The sequence below is a fragment of the Achromobacter sp. T5-5 genome (assembly GCF_055397965.1).
The window spans coordinates 4,874,209-4,888,942 of the sequence record NZ_AP027919.1; the positions used below are offsets into that span (position 1 = coordinate 4,874,209).

Below are 14,734 nucleotides of genomic sequence, written 5' to 3' on the forward strand. Positions count from 1 at the left end.
GTTTGAGATCGCGCCCGGCCGCTCAGGCCGACGCGTTCTCGCGTTTGACTTGATCCAGCGCCTGCCGGATGGTGCGCAGCCAGCCGCTGGCGGCGGCGACTGCGGCGTCGGTTTGCTGGGCGGCCGGCGCATTGGCGACCGCCTGTTCCATGGTTTCGATCAGTTTGCTGCCGATGACGACCGCATCGGCGACGCGCGCCACGCGCTGGGCGCTTTCGGCATCGCGGATGCCGAATCCAACGCCGACCGGGATGTCGCGCACGTGGCGGCGGATCACGGCGACGCGCTCGGCGACGTCGTCGGTGTTGAGCGAGCCGGCGCCCGTCACGCCCTTGAGCGAGACGTAGTAGACATAGCCGCGCGCAACGCCGGACACGGCCTTGATGCGGTCTTCGGTGGACGTGGGCGCCAGCAGGAAGATCGGCGCAATGCCGTGCCCACCCAGCGTGGCGGCGAATTCGATGACTTCTTCGGGCGGATAGTCCACGACCAGCACGCCGTCCACGCCGGCCTGCGCGGCACGGCTGGCGAATTCCGCCTGACCCATGCGCTCGATGGGATTGGCGTAGCCCATCAGGACCACGGGCGTGTCGGTGTCGCGCTGGCGGAATTCGGCCACCAGGTCGAGCACGCGCGCCAGGCCCACGCCCTGCGCAATGGCGCGGTCCGCGGCGCGCTGGATCACGGGGCCGTCGGCCATCGGATCGGAGAACGGCACGCCCAGTTCGATGACGTCGGCGCCGGCCTGGACCAGCGCGTGCATCAGCGGAACCGTGGCGGCGGGGGAAGGATCGCCGGCGGCGATGTAGGGAATCAGGGCCGCGGCGCGGCCGGATTCAGCGGTGCGCGCGAAAGCCGCGGCAATGCGATCGGTGCGGGTTGTCATGGTGTCAGAGCTCGAGGCCGGCGCGTTCGGCGACGGTATGCATGTCCTTGTCGCCCCGGCCCGACAGATTGACCAGGATCACGGCGTCGCGCGGCAGCGTGGCGGCCAACTTCACGGCGTGGGCGATTGCATGGGAGGATTCCAGGGCCGGCATGATGCCTTCGATGCGGCAGCAGTCGTGGAAGGCCTTCAGGGCTTCGTCGTCCGTGATGCCCACGTATTCGGCGCGGCCCGAGTCCTTGAGCCAGGCGTGTTCGGGACCGACGCCGGGATAGTCCAGGCCGGCGGAGACGGAATGCGTTTCCTGGACCTGGCCGTCTGCGTTCTGCATGACATAGGTGCGGTTGCCGTGCAGCACGCCCACCTGGCCGGCGGCCAGCGATGCGGCGTGCTTGCCGCTGTCCATGCCTTCCCCGGCGGCCTCGACGCCAATGAGGCGCACGTTTTCATACGGGATGTAGGGATGGAAGATGCCCATGGCGTTGGAACCGCCGCCCACCGCCGCCACCACGTAGTCGGGCTGGCGGCCGATGGCCTCGGGCATCTGCGTCAGGCATTCGTTGCCGATCACGGTCTGGAAGTCGCGCACCATGCGGGGATAGGGGTCCGGACCCGCCACCGTGCCGATGATGTAGAACGTGTTTTCGATGTTGGTGACCCAGTCGCGCATGGCTTCGTTCAGCGCGTCCTTCAGGGTGCGCGAACCGGAGGTCACGGGCACCACCGTGGCGCCCAGCAGCTTCATGCGGTAGACGTTGGAGGCCTGGCGGCGCACGTCTTCGCTGCCCATGTACACCACGCATTCCATGCCGTAGCGGGCCGCCACCGTGGCGGTGGCCACGCCGTGCTGGCCCGCACCGGTCTCGGCGATGACGCGCGGCTTGCCCATGCGCTTGGCGAGCAGGGCCTGGCCGATACAGTTGTTGACCTTGTGGGCGCCGGTGTGGTTCAGGTCTTCGCGCTTGAACCAGATCTGGGCGCCGCCCACGAGCTCGGACCAGCGGCGGGCGTGGTAGACCGGACTGGGCCGGCCCACGAAATGCTTGAGTTCGTAATTGAACTCTTCCAGGAAGGCGGGATCGACCCGGTAACGGTCATAGGCCGCGCGCAGCTCGTCGAGCGCGTGCATCAGCGTTTCCGCCACGAAAACACCGCCATAAGGCCCGAAATGGCCCTTGGCATCCGGAAAGTCGTAAGGTTTCACCAAAGCATCTCCCCCGGAACGCGGATAGGCCAATGCCCGCCGCAAATCCGGTTTGCAACCCGTCATTTTACCTGACGCGGGCGGCACCGGCGCGCCGCCCGCCCCCGGGGCGTCCCGCTCCTCAGAGCGACTGCCCCATGCGCCGCAGGAAGGTCTCGCACGCGGCGAGCTGGTCCAGGGCCACGTATTCGTTGGGCTTGTGGGCCTGTTCGATATGGCCGGGGCCGCAGACCACCGTGGGGATCCCGATGCCCTGGAACAGGCCGGCCTCGGTGCCGTAGGCGACCTTGCGCGTGGCGCGGTCCTCGGTCAGGGCGCGCACGAGCTGCGTGATGGCGGCTTCTTCCGAGGCTTCCAGCGCGGGCGCCGCAGCGCCGGTCTCGATGTCGATGCGGGCGCCGTCGAATTCGGCCTGCATGCGCGGCAGGAGTTCTTCGCGCACGTATTTTTCGACTTCGGCCTGGATGTCGTCGGGGCGCATGCCCGGCAGGTTGCGGAATTCGTAGGTGAATTCGCAGAGCTCAGGAATGGTGTTGACCGCGATGCCGCCCCGGATCTGGTTGGTGGTCATCGTGGAGAAAGGCACGTCGTAGAACTGGTCGTAGGGCCCGTTGGCCTTGAAGCTGTCGGCCAGGTCGCGGATGCGGCAGATGAGGCGGGCGGCGTACTCGATGGCGTTGCAGCCGCGCGGCGTCAGCGACGAATGGGCCGCCTTGCCGTGGACCTTGCAGCGAAAGAGATTGATGCCCTTGTGGGCCACCACCACCTGCATGCCGGTGGGCTCGCCGACCACGCAGCCTTCGGGACGGATGCCGCGCTCGAGCAGGTCGGCCAGCATGTACGGCGCGCCCGCGCAGCCGACTTCCTCGTCGTAGGAGAACGCCAGGTGGATGGGCTTCTTGCGGGGCATGGCCATGAATTCGGGCACCAAGGCCAGCGAACCGGCGATGAAGCCCTTCATGTCGCAGCTGCCGCGCCCGTACAGCAGGCCGTCCTTTTCGACGAGCTTGAACGGATCGGTGCTCCAGTCCTGGCCGTCCACGGGCACCACGTCGGTGTGGCCCGACAGGACGATGCCGCCCTGCTGGTTGCCGTCCTGCGCGGGCAGCGTGGCGAACAGGTTGGCCTTGGTGCGCTCGGGGTTGTGCGCGAGCCAGGCATCGACGCCCTGGCCCTTGAGCCAGTCACGGACGGTTTCGATCAGGGCAAGATTGGAATTGCGGCTGGTGGTGTCAAAGCCAACCAGCGTTTCCAGCCAGGTGCGCGCGTTCATGTCACTACTCTCGTGGGGAAAAGACGCAGTGTAAAGCCAGCGCGCGCCCGCGTCGCGGACGGCGTGCGGGACCGCCCTCGCGGTAAACGCCTAGAATGTCGGCCGCATTTGACAAGCCCCCCAAGGAGAACCCGTGCAGCACAAAGCAGTCCCCACGCGCAACATCGTGGCAGCAGTGATAGGCAACGCCCTCGAATGGTATGACTTCCTGGTGTTCGCGTTCATGACGCCGATCATCGCCAAGCTGTTCTTTCCCACCGATCCCAGCATTCCCGGCAGCGAACTGAACGCCATCCTCATGACCACGGCCATCTTCGGCGTGGGCTTTTTCATGCGCCCGGTGGGCGGCATCATCCTGGGCCTGTACGGCGACCGCAAGGGCCGCAAGGCCGCGATGGTGATGGTGACCTCGCTGATGGCCGTGTCCATCGCGCTGATCACGGTCGCCCCGACCTACCATGCCGCCGGCATCCTGGCGCCCATCTTCATCCTCATCGCGCGCCTCTTGCAGGGGTTCTCGGCGGGCGGCGAATTCGGCACCTCGACGGCGCTCTTGATCGAAATGGCGCCCAATGGCCGGCGCGGCTTCTACGGCTCGTGGCAGATGGCGGGCCAGATGCTGGCGCTGCTGATCGGCGCGGGCTGCGGCACGCTCATCACCGAGTTCTTCACCGAGCAGCAGATCGCCGACTGGGCATGGCGCCTGCCTTTCGCCTTCGGCCTGGTAATTGTGCCGATCGCCATCTATATCCGCCGCAACGTCGACGAAACGGATGTCTTCAAGCAGATGAAGGAAGCCGACCGCCAGGCCGCCGCGCGTGGCGAGGTGCAACGCCTGACGCTGGGCCAGATGCTGCGCACCCACACGCGCGAGACGCTGATCGGCGTGGGCCTCGTGGTGACGGCCACGGTGTCCATCTACATCACCTTCACGTATCTGGTGACCTACTCCACGCAGATCCTGAAGCTTCCGCTGAACCACACCTTCCTGGTGCAGATGGTGGGCGCGGGCCTGATGGTGCTGCTGACCCCCTTCATGGGCGCCTGGTCCGACCGCATCGGCCGCCGCCCGCTGGTGATCGGCTCGCTGATCGGCTATCTGATCGTGCTGTACCCGCTCTACTTCTGGCTGTCGGACGCGCCCTCGATCGGCCGGCTGCTGACCGTGCAGGTCGTGGTCTGCATTTTCGTGTCGGCCTTTTTTGGCGTGTTCAGCACGGTCATGGCGGAACTGTTCCCCGCGCGCGTGCGCTCGGTGGGCCTGTCGCTTGCCTATAACGTGGCCGTGATGATCTTCGGCGGTTTCGCGCAGTTCATCGTGACCTGGCTGATCAAGACCACGGGCTCGCCCATGGCACCCGCCTACTACGTGATGTTTGGCGTGGCCCTGGGCCTGATCGCCGCCTTCTACATGCGCGACCGCGCGCACGAGAAGCTGGAACACTGAAGCGGCGGCGGGCCCCCGGCCCGCCCCAGCGACCGCGGGGCATGATCGGGCGGCGGCTCGCGCTGCCGGATCACAGCCTAGCGGCGCACCGCCGACGACACGCCCTGCACCTCGGCCAGGGCATCCAGCGCGCGGGACAGGGATTCCCCGCCGCGCACTTCCACCGTGAACACCATGTGGGCGAGCGACTGCTTGCTCTGCGTGTTCACGCCCACCACGTTCAGGCGCAGCCGCGCGAAGACTTCGGAGAGGTCGCGCAGCAGGCCGGAACGGTCGTGCGCGCGCACGCTGATGTCCACCGGGTAGAAGGTGTCGGCGGTTTCGCCCCACGCCACCTCGATGACGCGTTCCGGCTCGCGCGCGGCGAGCGCCAGGTAGCTGTGGCAATCGCGGCGGTGGATGGACACGCCGCGCCCCCGCGTCACGAAACCGGAGATGGCATCGGGCGGCGCGGGCCGGCAGCAGCGGGCAAGCTGCGTGAGCAGCGATCCCACGCCCACCACCAGAACGCCGCTCTTGCCGCTTTTCTCGGCGCTGCCCGCGCTGGCGTGGCGCAGCGCGGCGGGCTGGGGTTCAGTGGCCGGTCCCGGCTGCTGGAACAGCGCGTCGATCTGCCGCAGGCTGAATTCTTCCTTGGCGGCCGCGACGTAGAGATCGTCGGCGCGGGCAAAGCCCAGATTCTGCGCGAGCTGCTCCAGGTTGACCGCGGTCTTGCCCAGGCGCTGCAGCTCTTTTTCGACCAGGGCCTGGCCCTGCGTGATGCGCTGCTGCAGCTCGATCGCGTTGAACCACATGCGCACCTTGGCGCGGGCGCGCGGGCTGGCCAGAAAGCCCAGCTGCGGATTGAGCCAGTCGCGCGACGGGCCGCCGGACTTGGCGGAGAGGATCTCCACGGTCTGCCCGGTGGACAGGCGCGTCTGCAGCGGCACCATCTGGCCGTCGACGCGCGCGCCCCGGCAGCGATGGCCCAGGTCGGTATGCAGGTGATACGCGAAATCCACCGGCGTCGCGCCCGCGGGCAGCTCGATCACGCGCGCCTGCGGCGTCAGCACGTAGATGCGGTCGTCGCCCGGCGCGGGCGCCGCGACGGCGCCGCGGCCCTTGCCGGAGGCGGCCTTGCCGGACGGGGACTTGGCCGGTTCCGGCGCCGCGTCCGCGCCCCCTTCGACCTCGCTGTTCCAGGCGAGCAACTGGCGCATCCACGCAAGCTGCCGGTCGTATTCGCTGGAGGCAGCCACCTGCCCGCCCTTGGCGCCAGCTTCCTTGTAGCGCCAATGCGCGGCCATGCCGTATTCGGCGAACTGGTGCATCTCGCGAGTGCGGATCTGCACTTCAAAGGGACGGCCGTCGTCATCGGCCACCACCGTATGCAGGGACCGGTAGCCATTGGGCTTGGGACGCGAGATGTAGTCGTCGAACTCGTCGGAGAGCGGCGTCCACATTTCATGGACCATGCCCAGCGCCGTATAGCAGGCGCGCACGTCCTCCACGATGACGCGCAGCGCGCGCAGGTCGTACATCTGCGCGAAGTCCAGGCGCTTGACGCGCATCTTGTTCCAGATGCTGTAGATGTGCTTGGGACGCCCGCTGACTTCGGCGTCGATGCCGCCCTTGGCCAGCGCCTGCTGCAGGCGCGCGATGGCCCCGGCGATGAAGGCCTCGCGCTCGACCCGCTTTTCTTCGAGCAGGCGGGCGATCTGCTTGTATTTTTCGGGCTCCAGGAAGCGGAACGACAGATCTTCCATTTCCCATTTGATCTGCCAGATGCCCAGCCGGTTGGCCAAGGGGGCATACAGGTCCAGGGTTTCGCGCGCAAAGCCCGGCGAGCATGGCGCCTTGCTCTCGGCGTGCCAGCGCAGCGTGCGCAGCCGCGAGGCCAGGCGCATCAGCACGATGCGCAGGTCGGCCGCCATCGCCAGCAGCATCTTGCGCTGCATTTCCTTCTGCGAGCCGCTTTCCGCCGACACGTCGCTGGCCTGGCGGGCCACCACGCCCAGCCGCAACAGCGCATAGGTGCCCTGCACCAGACGGGCGATCTCGGCCCCGAATGCCGTGGCGATGGGGTCATTGCGCAGGGACGGCGCGGGGGCCATCAGGTCGGTGGGCAAGGCGGCCAGCAGCGCGGCGGCGCGCGTGGCGGCGTCGGTGTGCAGGCCGGCCAGGATACGGACCACGCCGGCGCCGTGTTCTGCCAGCGGCTCGCCCGTAAGCGCCTGCTGCCCCTCGAAGCGAGGCACGGCCCACTGCACCGCACGGTCGATCAGCGCCAGGCCGTCGTCATCCAGCCCGGCTCCGGCTTGCTGCCGCCAGGAAGCGTCGAATGGCGAAGGCGCATCGGGAACAGGCGGGGCGGACATAACGGACGTAGCGCGGGGGGTTTGGTTGAATATCCCGACACTCTACACTAGGGTTCAGTCACTCTGAACCCACTGCCGCATCGCGGCATATCGTAGGAACCAAAGCTTATGTTGCGCTGGCTGAAGGGCCGGGGCGCCCGCCCGTCCGCGGTGGCCGACATGCAGGCCCGCATCCCGCCCGAACTCTGGAGGCAGGTGCTGGACGCCTACCCATTTTTGGCGGCGCTGACCCCCGACGAAACTGCCCAGCTGCAGGCGCGCGCCGCCTGGCTGCTGGCCAGCAAGACCATCAACGGCGCGCAGGGCCTGGCGGTCTCGGATTTCATGCGGCTGTCCATCGCGGCGCAGGCCGGCCTGCCCATCCTGAACCTCGCGCCAGAACTGTACGAAGGCTGGGACGAGATCATCGTGTATCCGGCCAGCTTCCGCATCCCCCGGTCGCGCCAGGACGAGGACGGCGTCGTCCATGAATACATCGAAGACGCCGCGGGCGAGGCCTGGGAAGGCGGACCGCTGGTCCTGTCCTGGGAAGACACGCAACTGTCCGAAGGCGGCTTCAATGTGGTCATCCACGAATTCGCGCACAAGCTGGACCTGCGTTCGGGCGATGCGGACGGCATGCCTTCGCTGGCGGCGCATCCCGAACTCGATCCGCGCGCCTGGCGCCGGGTGCTGGACGACAGCCTGGACCGTTTCATTGCCGCCGTCGACGCCGTGGAAGCCGCCATTCCGCGCGACGTGGACCCGGAAAGCGAGGACGCGGACGCCTGGTATGGCCAGTTGCCCCTGGATCCGTATGCCGCCACGGACGAAGCGGAGTTCTTTGCCGTCAGCTCGGAACACTTCTTCGTGGACCCCCACCCCATGCAGCAGGCCCTGCCCGAGTGGTATGCCCTGCTGCGGGCCTACTACCGGCAGGACCCGGCGGAACGTTACGCATGAAACAGCTGCTGATCGTCTGGCATTCGCGCACCGGCGCGGCGCAGCAGATGGCCCAGGCTGCGGCGCGCGGCGCGGCGGCGGCGGCCGCGGCCCTGGAACAGGCGGACGATCTGCGGATCGAATTGCGGCGCGCGCAGGACGCCGATGCCGACGCGTTGCTGGCCAGCCAGGGCTATCTTTTCTGCGCCCCCGAGAATCTTGCCAGCCTGAGCGGCGAGATGAAGGAATGCTTTGACCGCAACTACTACGCCGTGCTGGACCGAATCCAGGGCCGTCCCTACGCCGCCATGATCAGCGCCGGCAGCGACGGCTCGGGCGCGGCGCGGCAGGTCGAACGCATCTGCACGGGCTGGCGCCTGACCGCCATCGCGCCGGCGCTGATCGTCAACATGGGCGCGCAGACCGCCGCGCAGATCCTGGCGCCCAAGACGGTGGCGGCCGCCGACCTGGCACGCTGCGAGGAACTGGGCGGGCTGCTGGCGGGGATAGTGCTGATGGGCGCGTAGGGAAGCGGCGCGGTGTGGCACGGTGGGCGCGGTGTCTGACACCCTGGCTTGCGACGGCGTCTCAAAGGGTGTCAGACACCTGGACACCTGGTCCTGCCGCCCTGCGCTGCGCGACAAAAAAGCCCTCGGCGTGCGCCAGAGGGCTTTTTCGCTGCGCCGGCCGCAGCCGGCCATGGCCGCGCAATCAGAGGGCGGCCGTCACCACGATCTCGACCTTGTAGTCGGGATTGGCCAGGCGGGCCTCGACGGTGGCGCGCGGAGGCGAATTGCCGTCGGCGACCCACGCATCCCAGGCCTTGTTCATGCCGTCGAATTCCTTCATGTTGGCCACGTAGATCTGGGCCATCAGGATCTTGGTCTTGTCGGTGCCGGCTTCGGCCAGCAGGCGGTCGATCGTGGCCAGCACTTGCTCGGTCTGGCCGGTGATGTCCAGCGTGGCGTCGTCCGGCACCTGGCCCGCCAGGTAGGCAACGCCGTTGTACACGGCCATGTCCGACAGGCGCTTGGCCACGTGAAAGCGCTTGATGCTGCTCATGAAAATTCCCCTAGAGTCGAGTGGAGTGGGTGGAACTGGGCAAACATGCCCGCGCGCGACGCCCAGGCGTCGTCAGGCGGGCGGCAACTGGAACACCTGGCGCAGGTAGGCCAGGTAGGCGGGATCGTCGCACATCGTCTTTTCCGGCGCGTCGGACACCTTGGCCACCGGCTGTCCGTTGCAGCGGACCATCTTCATGACGATCTGCAGCGGCTCGTGGCCCAGGTCGTTGGTGAGGTTCGTGCCGATGCCGAACGACACCTTGCAGCGGCCCGAGAACTGGCGCGCCAGTTCGATGGCGCGGGGAAAGGTCAGCGCATCCGAGAACACCAGCGTCTTGGCGCGCGGATCCACGCGGTTCTTGCGGTAGTGCTCGAGCAGGCGCTCGCCCCAGATGAAGGGATCGCCGGAATCGTGACGCGCGCCGTCGAACAGCTTGCAGAAGTACATGTCGAAATCGCGCAGGAACGCATCCATGCCGTAGACGTCGGACAGCGCGATGCCGAGATCGCCGCGGTATTCCTTGGCCCAGACCTCCAGCGCGAACACCTGCGAATCCCGCAGGCGCGGCCCCAGCGCCTGGCAGGCCTGAAGGTATTCATGGCCCATGGTGCCCAGCGGCAGCACGTCATGTTCCTTGGCGAGCAGCACGTTGCTGGTGCCGGCAAAGTGCGGGCCCATCTCGGCCTTCATGGTCGAGACGATTTCTTCGTGCCAGGCCTTGGAGAAGCGGCGCCGTGTGCCGTATTCGGCCACCCGGAAATCGGCCAGCGCGGGATCGTCCAGCACCAGGTGCATCTTGGACTGCAGCCGCTTGCGGCCCTCTTCCCAGTCCGGATGCTTGCGCGTGTTGCGGAAATAGACCTCGTTGACGATGGCCAGCACGGGGATCTCGAACAGGATCGTGTGCAGCCACGGTCCCTTGACCTCGATGCTGATCTCGCCGGGCCCCTCGCCTTCGGCGATGTGGATGCAGCGCTCGGGCATGTGGAACAGGCCCAGAAAATCAACGAAGTCGCTTTTGATGAAGCGCAAGCTGCCCAGATATTTCAGTTCGTCTTCCGTGAAGCGCAACTGACAAAGCTGGTGCACTTCTTGGCGGATTTCGTCCAGATAGGGGCGCAGGTCGACGCCCTGGGTTCGGCATTTGTACCGGTACTCGACCTGGGCAGCGGGAAAATGATGCAGCACCACCTGCATCATGCTGAACTTGTACAGGTCGGTGTCGAGCAGCGAAGTAATAATCATGATTGCGCGTTTCGTTTCGCGACACCATAGCATAGAGAACACGCCCTTCGGCACGATGGGCCACGCTGTCAATACGGGTATTGCCGACACATCAGCGCGGCATTGGGTAAAATCGCACATCAAGACACATCTGCCGCCGATCCCCGGAGTTCCTGAATGACCCACGTAGTCACCGAAAACTGTATCAAGTGCAAGTACACCGATTGCGTAGACGTGTGCCCGGTGGACTGTTTTCGTGAGGGTCCGAATTTCCTCGTGATCGACCCGGACGAATGCATCGACTGCGCGGTCTGCATCCCCGAATGCCCCGCCAACGCGATCTACGCCGAAGAAGACGTGCCGCAGGACCAACTGAATTTCATCGCGCTGAACGCCGAACTTTCACCGGAATTCGCCAGCATCAGCCGCGCCAAGAAGCCCCTGCCCGACGCCGACGAATGGAACGGCAAGCAGGACAAGCTGCAATACCTGGAAAAGTAATCCGCAGGCGCCCGCCGCAACGCGGCCGGCGCTTCGTGCGATGCCCCGATGACCGACGATTCCAAATATACGCGCCAGACCATCACCAGCGTCCAAACCTGGGTGCCGGACAAGCTCTTCTCCGTGCGCGTGACGCGGGATGACGCGTTTGCGTTCCTGCCCGGCCAGTTCGCCCGCGTCGGCCTGCCTGGCGCGGACGACCCCAGCGGTCCTCCCACGATATGGCGCGCCTATTCCATGGTCTCTGCCCCGCACGAGCCCTGGCTGGAGTTCTATTCGATCGTCGTCCCGGAGGGCCTCTTCAGCCCGCGCATGGCGCGCCTGCAGCCCGGCGATCCGCTCTATGTCGAAAAGGCGCCCTACGGCTTCCTGACGCTGGAACGCTTTGCGCCCGGGGGTGACCTGTGGCTGCTGGCCTCCGGCACCGGCCTGTCGGCCTACCTGTCCATCCTGCGCGACCCCGCCGTCTGGCGCGCCTACCGCCGCATCATCCTGGTGCACGGCGTGCGCACCGCGGCGGAACTGGCCTATCGCGAAGAGATCGAATCCTGGCGCCGCGATCCGGCCCTGGCCGACGTCTTCGCGGCCGATCCCGGCAAGCTCGTCTACCTGCCCATCGCCACGCGCGAACCCGTGCCCGGCATGCCGCAGGAACGCATCACCACGCTCATCGCCGACGGCCGCCTGGAGCAGCTTGCCGGCCAGCCGCTGGATCCGGAAAGCGCCAAGGTCATGCTTTGCGGCAACCCGGCCATGTTGGCCGAGGCACGAAAATTGCTGGGTGAACGTGGGTTCAAACCGGGCCGCCGCGGCATCCCGGGCAACCTGGCAGTAGAAAACTACTGGTAGTGCCGTACGATCCGGCGTAGTGCATAAATCCTCCTTTTGGTATCACCGCAAGGCATGAAAGCCGCCCTAAACTGGTGCCAAACACATGACGGGTCGCTTTTTAGCAACAGAAACCGGGACTTTGCCCGACATTCTTCAGTCTGATTGGATATATCGATACGCCCCGGAGCAATAATCGGGGCACACGCTCGACCCAGAAGGACTTCCCCGAAATGCTGTACCAATTGCACGAAATGCAGCGCGCCTTCCTGACTCCGTTCGCTGCATTCACGGACGCCGGTTCTCAGCTGTTCTCCAGCCCCTACAGCCCGCTCGCCTATACCCCGATCTCGCGCCAATTGGCCGCCGGGTATGAGCTGATGACCCGTATCGGCAAGGAATACCAGAAGCCTGCCTGGAACCTCCCCACCACCCAGATCGGCGGCAAATCCGTCCGGGTGATCGAAGCCGTGGCCATGGACAAGCCTTTCTGCCGCCTGGTGCATTTCCAGCGCGACGTCCGCCTGGCCGGCAAGAACGACCCCAAGGTGCTGCTGGTCGCCCCGCTTTCCGGGCACCACGCCACCCTGCTGCGCGATACCGTGCGCGCCCTGCTGCCCAACCACGACGTCTACGTGACCGACTGGGTCGACGCCCGCATGGTGCCGCTGTCGGCCGGTCCGTTCCATCTGAACGACTACGTGCGCTACGTGCAGGACTTCATCCGCCGGCTCGGCCCCGACGTGCATGTCATTTCGGTCTGCCAACCCACCGTGCCGGTGCTGGCCGCCGTGTCCCTCATGGCTTCCGCCAACGATCCCTGCCAGCCGCGCAGCATGGTGATGATGGGCGGTCCCATCGACCCGCGCCAGTCGCCCACGCAGGTCAATCGCCTGGCCACGACCAAGCCCTATTCCTGGTTCGAGAACCAGGTGATCCATCCCGTGCCGCCCCGCTATCCGGGCGCGGGCCGCAAGGTCTACCCGGGGTTCCTGCAGCATGCGGGATTCATGGCCATGAATCCCGACCGCCACATGAAGTCCCATTACGACTTTTACCTGGACCTGCTGCGGGGCGACGACAGCGACGCCGAAGCGCATCGCCGCTTCTACGACGAGTACAACGCGGTGCTGGACATGCCCGCGGAGTTCTACCTGGACACGATCCGCATGGTGTTCCAGGACTTCTCGCTGCCCAGCGGCACCTGGGAAGTCGAAGGCAAGCGGGTGCGCCCGGCCGACATCAAGGACGTCGCCCTGTTCACCATCGAAGGCGAACTGGACGACATCTCGGGCCAGGGCCAGACGCGCGCCGCCATCGAGCTGTGCAAGAACATCCCGGCCGACCGCAAGTCGCATTACACGGCGCCCAACTGCGGGCACTACGGGATTTTCTCGGGCCGCCGCTGGCGCGAAATGATCTGTCCTAAAATTGCCGAGTTCATCCGGCAATCGGCATAAGGGCGGCAGCGCGCCGTCCGCCGGGCGGGGCACGGGCAAGCGCCCGGCGCCGCCGGCAGCCTGATCCGTATCCACGGGGCCCGAGCGGCCCTTTTTCCATTATTGGCTTTACATGTCCTGTCGCTCACTCGCCGACCGCGTTGACGCCTTGCTGCCCCAGACACAGTGCACCAAGTGCGGTTACGACGGCTGCCGGCCCTATGCCGAGGCCATCGCCGAGGGCGTCGCGCCCATCAACCGCTGCCCGCCGGGCGGCGACGAAGGCATCGCCGCGCTGTCCGCGCTGCTGGACGTTCCCGCCCTGCCGCTGGATCTTTCCCGCGGCGAACCCGGCCCGCTGCTGGTCGCCCGCATCGACGAATCGCATTGCATCGGCTGTACGCTGTGCATCCAGGCCTGTCCGGTGGACGCCATCGTCGGCGCCAACAAGCACATGCACACCGTGCTGGACGACTGGTGCACCGGTTGCGACCTGTGCGTGGCGCCCTGTCCGGTCGACTGTATCCAGATGGTCCCGGCCGGACGCGCCTGGACGGACCAGGACGCCGCGATCAGCCGCCAGCGCCATCGCAATCACCTGGCCCGCGCCGAGCGGCTGGCCGCCGACAACGCGCGCCTGATGGCGCCGGAAACGCCCGCCCCCGCCGCGCCCGCCTCCGACGACACACAAAAGGAAGACCGCAAGCGCTCCGTCATCGAATCCGCGCTGGCCCGCGCCCGGGCCCGCCGCAATCCCACGCAGTCATGAACGCCGCCAAACGCCGAGAAATCTTCGCCCGCCTGCACGCGGCCAATCCCACCCCCACCACCGAACTGGAATACGCCACGCCGTTCCAGCTGCTGATCGCCGTGCTGCTGTCGGCGCAGGCCACGGACAAGTCGGTCAACATCGCCACGCGCAAGTTCTTCCCGCAGTACGGCACGCCCGAGACGCTGCTGGCGCTGGGCGAAGAAGGCCTTGCCGACTACATCAAGACCATCGGCCTGTTCCGCACCAAGGCAAAGAACGCGATCGCCACCTGCAGAATCCTGATCGAGCAGCATGGCGGCCAGGTGCCGCAAACCCGCGAGGCGCTCGAAGCGCTGCCCGGCGTGGGCCGCAAGACCGCAAACGTCGTGCTCAATACCGCGTTCGGACAACCGACGATGGCGGTGGACACGCACATATTCCGCGTCGCGAATCGCACCGGCATCGCGCCCGGAAAAAATGTGCTGGAAGTCGAGCTGAAACTCGAGAAACTCGTGCCCCGCGAATATCTGCTGGATGCCCACCACTGGCTCATCCTGCATGGCCGTTATGTCTGCGTGGCGCGCAAGCCCAAATGCCCGCAATGCGGCATCTCCGATCTCTGCGAATTCAAGCAGAAAACCCCCGCCTGAATCTTCCCGCATATTGCCGCGCTGCATTTCAAACGCCCGCGGCCACGAACAAAAAACCGGGTTTTCCCTGGCCGTCGATCGCATGTCATCCTGATGACGGTCAATGCGTATTTGCTGCATCGCATTTCCATATTGGAAAGGCTTTCTTCCCATGTCGGCACAGCATTGTCGGCATGCCGACAATTGGC

Annotated in this window: 14 protein-coding genes; 8 read left to right on the forward strand and 6 right to left on the reverse strand. The window is 66.3% G+C overall.

Annotation, left to right across the window (positions count from 1 at the left end; all coding sequences use genetic code 11):
* Positions 1–22: 22 nt before the first annotated feature.
* The 3 genes from trpA to argE all read right to left on the reverse strand — a co-directional run bounded on the left by trpA (position 23) and on the right by argE (position 3,363).
* Positions 23–886: a tryptophan synthase subunit alpha gene (trpA, locus tag ACZ50Q_RS22125; protein ID WP_076519364.1), complete on the reverse strand. Its 864-nt coding sequence runs from the start codon at positions 884–886 to the stop codon at positions 23–25.
* A gap of 4 nt (positions 887–890) precedes the next feature.
* The gene (trpB, locus tag ACZ50Q_RS22130) at positions 891–2,090 is read right to left on the reverse strand and encodes a tryptophan synthase subunit beta (RefSeq protein ID WP_092578055.1); all 1,200 of its coding nucleotides are present in this window, start codon (positions 2,088–2,090) and stop codon (positions 891–893) included.
* Between the two features lie 121 nt (positions 2,091–2,211).
* The gene (gene argE, locus ACZ50Q_RS22135; RefSeq protein ID WP_076519363.1) at positions 2,212–3,363 is read right to left on the reverse strand and encodes an acetylornithine deacetylase; all 1,152 of its coding nucleotides are present in this window, start codon (positions 3,361–3,363) and stop codon (positions 2,212–2,214) included.
* A 133-nt stretch (positions 3,364–3,496) separates the two neighbouring features.
* Here argE and ACZ50Q_RS22140 point away from each other — a divergent pair, with 133 nt between their 5' ends.
* Positions 3,497–4,810: an MFS transporter gene (locus tag ACZ50Q_RS22140; protein ID WP_464079561.1), complete on the forward strand. Its 1,314-nt coding sequence runs from the start codon at positions 3,497–3,499 to the stop codon at positions 4,808–4,810.
* Between the two features lie 77 nt (positions 4,811–4,887).
* Here the strand turns inward: ACZ50Q_RS22140 and ACZ50Q_RS22145 are convergent, their stop codons facing one another.
* The gene (locus ACZ50Q_RS22145; RefSeq protein ID WP_464079562.1) at positions 4,888–7,167 is read right to left on the reverse strand and encodes a RelA/SpoT family protein; all 2,280 of its coding nucleotides are present in this window, start codon (positions 7,165–7,167) and stop codon (positions 4,888–4,890) included.
* A gap of 108 nt (positions 7,168–7,275) precedes the next feature.
* On the opposite strand from ACZ50Q_RS22145, the gene ACZ50Q_RS22150 reads away from it, so the two are divergent.
* Both ACZ50Q_RS22150 and ACZ50Q_RS22155 read left to right on the forward strand, forming a co-directional pair.
* Entirely contained in the window at positions 7,276–8,109 is an 834-nt protein-coding gene (locus ACZ50Q_RS22150) for a M90 family metallopeptidase (protein WP_076519360.1), read from the forward strand.
* On the forward strand, positions 8,106–8,615 hold the full coding sequence (locus ACZ50Q_RS22155) for an NAD(P)H-dependent oxidoreductase (protein ID WP_464079563.1): 510 nt from the start codon (positions 8,106–8,108) through the stop codon (positions 8,613–8,615). Before ACZ50Q_RS22150 ends, ACZ50Q_RS22155 begins: the two co-directional genes overlap by 4 nt.
* 184 nt (positions 8,616–8,799) lie before the next feature.
* On the opposite strand, the gene ACZ50Q_RS22160 is transcribed toward ACZ50Q_RS22155, so the two are convergent.
* Positions 8,800–9,150, reverse strand: a complete 351-nt coding sequence (locus ACZ50Q_RS22160; protein WP_076519358.1) for a RidA family protein — start codon at positions 9,148–9,150, stop codon at positions 8,800–8,802.
* Between the two features lie 72 nt (positions 9,151–9,222).
* Positions 9,223–10,398: a nicotinate phosphoribosyltransferase gene (gene pncB / locus ACZ50Q_RS22165; protein ID WP_076519357.1), complete on the reverse strand. Its 1,176-nt coding sequence runs from the start codon at positions 10,396–10,398 to the stop codon at positions 9,223–9,225.
* 156 nt (positions 10,399–10,554) lie between these two features.
* On the opposite strand from pncB, the gene fdxA reads away from it, so the two are divergent.
* The 5 genes from fdxA (at position 10,555) to nth (ending at position 14,546) form a co-directional block, all read left to right on the forward strand.
* Positions 10,555–10,878 carry a ferredoxin FdxA gene (fdxA, locus tag ACZ50Q_RS22170; RefSeq protein WP_006389264.1) on the forward strand — a complete coding sequence of 108 codons (324 nt, stop codon included), beginning with the start codon at positions 10,555–10,557 and terminating at the stop codon, positions 10,876–10,878.
* Positions 10,879–10,926: 48 nt separating this feature from the next.
* The gene (locus ACZ50Q_RS22175; protein ID WP_464079564.1) at positions 10,927–11,727 is read left to right on the forward strand and encodes a ferredoxin--NADP reductase; all 801 of its coding nucleotides are present in this window, start codon (positions 10,927–10,929) and stop codon (positions 11,725–11,727) included.
* A gap of 212 nt (positions 11,728–11,939) precedes the next feature.
* Entirely contained in the window at positions 11,940–13,166 is a 1,227-nt protein-coding gene (locus ACZ50Q_RS22180) for a polyhydroxyalkanoate depolymerase (RefSeq protein ID WP_076519355.1), read from the forward strand.
* 112 nt (positions 13,167–13,278) lie between these two features.
* Complete coding sequence (rsxB, locus tag ACZ50Q_RS22185; protein ID WP_464079565.1) at positions 13,279–13,914, forward strand: electron transport complex subunit RsxB; 636 nt, start codon at positions 13,279–13,281, stop codon at positions 13,912–13,914.
* Positions 13,911–14,546, forward strand: coding sequence for an endonuclease III (nth, locus tag ACZ50Q_RS22190; RefSeq protein WP_464079566.1), 636 nt, complete (start codon positions 13,911–13,913; stop codon positions 14,544–14,546). The genes rsxB and nth overlap by 4 nt, the downstream gene beginning before the upstream one ends.
* Positions 14,547–14,734 lie beyond the last annotated feature (188 nt).

Excerpts from the sequence above, each read along its gene's own strand:
- ACZ50Q_RS22180 (WP_076519355.1), top strand. The coding sequence starts at position 11,940 with ATGCTGTACCAATTGCACGAAATGCAGCGCGCCTTCCTGACTCCGTTC.
- rsxB (WP_464079565.1), top strand. The coding sequence starts at position 13,279 with ATGTCCTGTCGCTCACTCGCCGACCGCGTTGACGCCTTGCTGCCCCAG.
- nth (WP_464079566.1), top strand. The coding sequence starts at position 13,911 with ATGAACGCCGCCAAACGCCGAGAAATCTTCGCCCGCCTGCACGCGGCC.
- ACZ50Q_RS22175 (WP_464079564.1), top strand. The coding sequence starts at position 10,927 with ATGACCGACGATTCCAAATATACGCGCCAGACCATCACCAGCGTCCAA.
- ACZ50Q_RS22150 (WP_076519360.1), top strand. The coding sequence starts at position 7,276 with ATGTTGCGCTGGCTGAAGGGCCGGGGCGCCCGCCCGTCCGCGGTGGCC.
- ACZ50Q_RS22155 (WP_464079563.1), top strand. The coding sequence starts at position 8,106 with ATGAAACAGCTGCTGATCGTCTGGCATTCGCGCACCGGCGCGGCGCAG.
- fdxA (WP_006389264.1), top strand. The coding sequence starts at position 10,555 with ATGACCCACGTAGTCACCGAAAACTGTATCAAGTGCAAGTACACCGAT.
- pncB (WP_076519357.1), bottom strand. The coding sequence starts at position 10,398 with ATGATTATTACTTCGCTGCTCGACACCGACCTGTACAAGTTCAGCATG.
- argE (WP_076519363.1), bottom strand. The coding sequence starts at position 3,363 with ATGAACGCGCGCACCTGGCTGGAAACGCTGGTTGGCTTTGACACCACC.
- ACZ50Q_RS22160 (WP_076519358.1), bottom strand. The coding sequence starts at position 9,150 with ATGAGCAGCATCAAGCGCTTTCACGTGGCCAAGCGCCTGTCGGACATG.
- ACZ50Q_RS22145 (WP_464079562.1), bottom strand. The coding sequence starts at position 7,167 with ATGTCCGCCCCGCCTGTTCCCGATGCGCCTTCGCCATTCGACGCTTCC.
- trpA (WP_076519364.1), bottom strand. The coding sequence starts at position 886 with ATGACAACCCGCACCGATCGCATTGCCGCGGCTTTCGCGCGCACCGCT.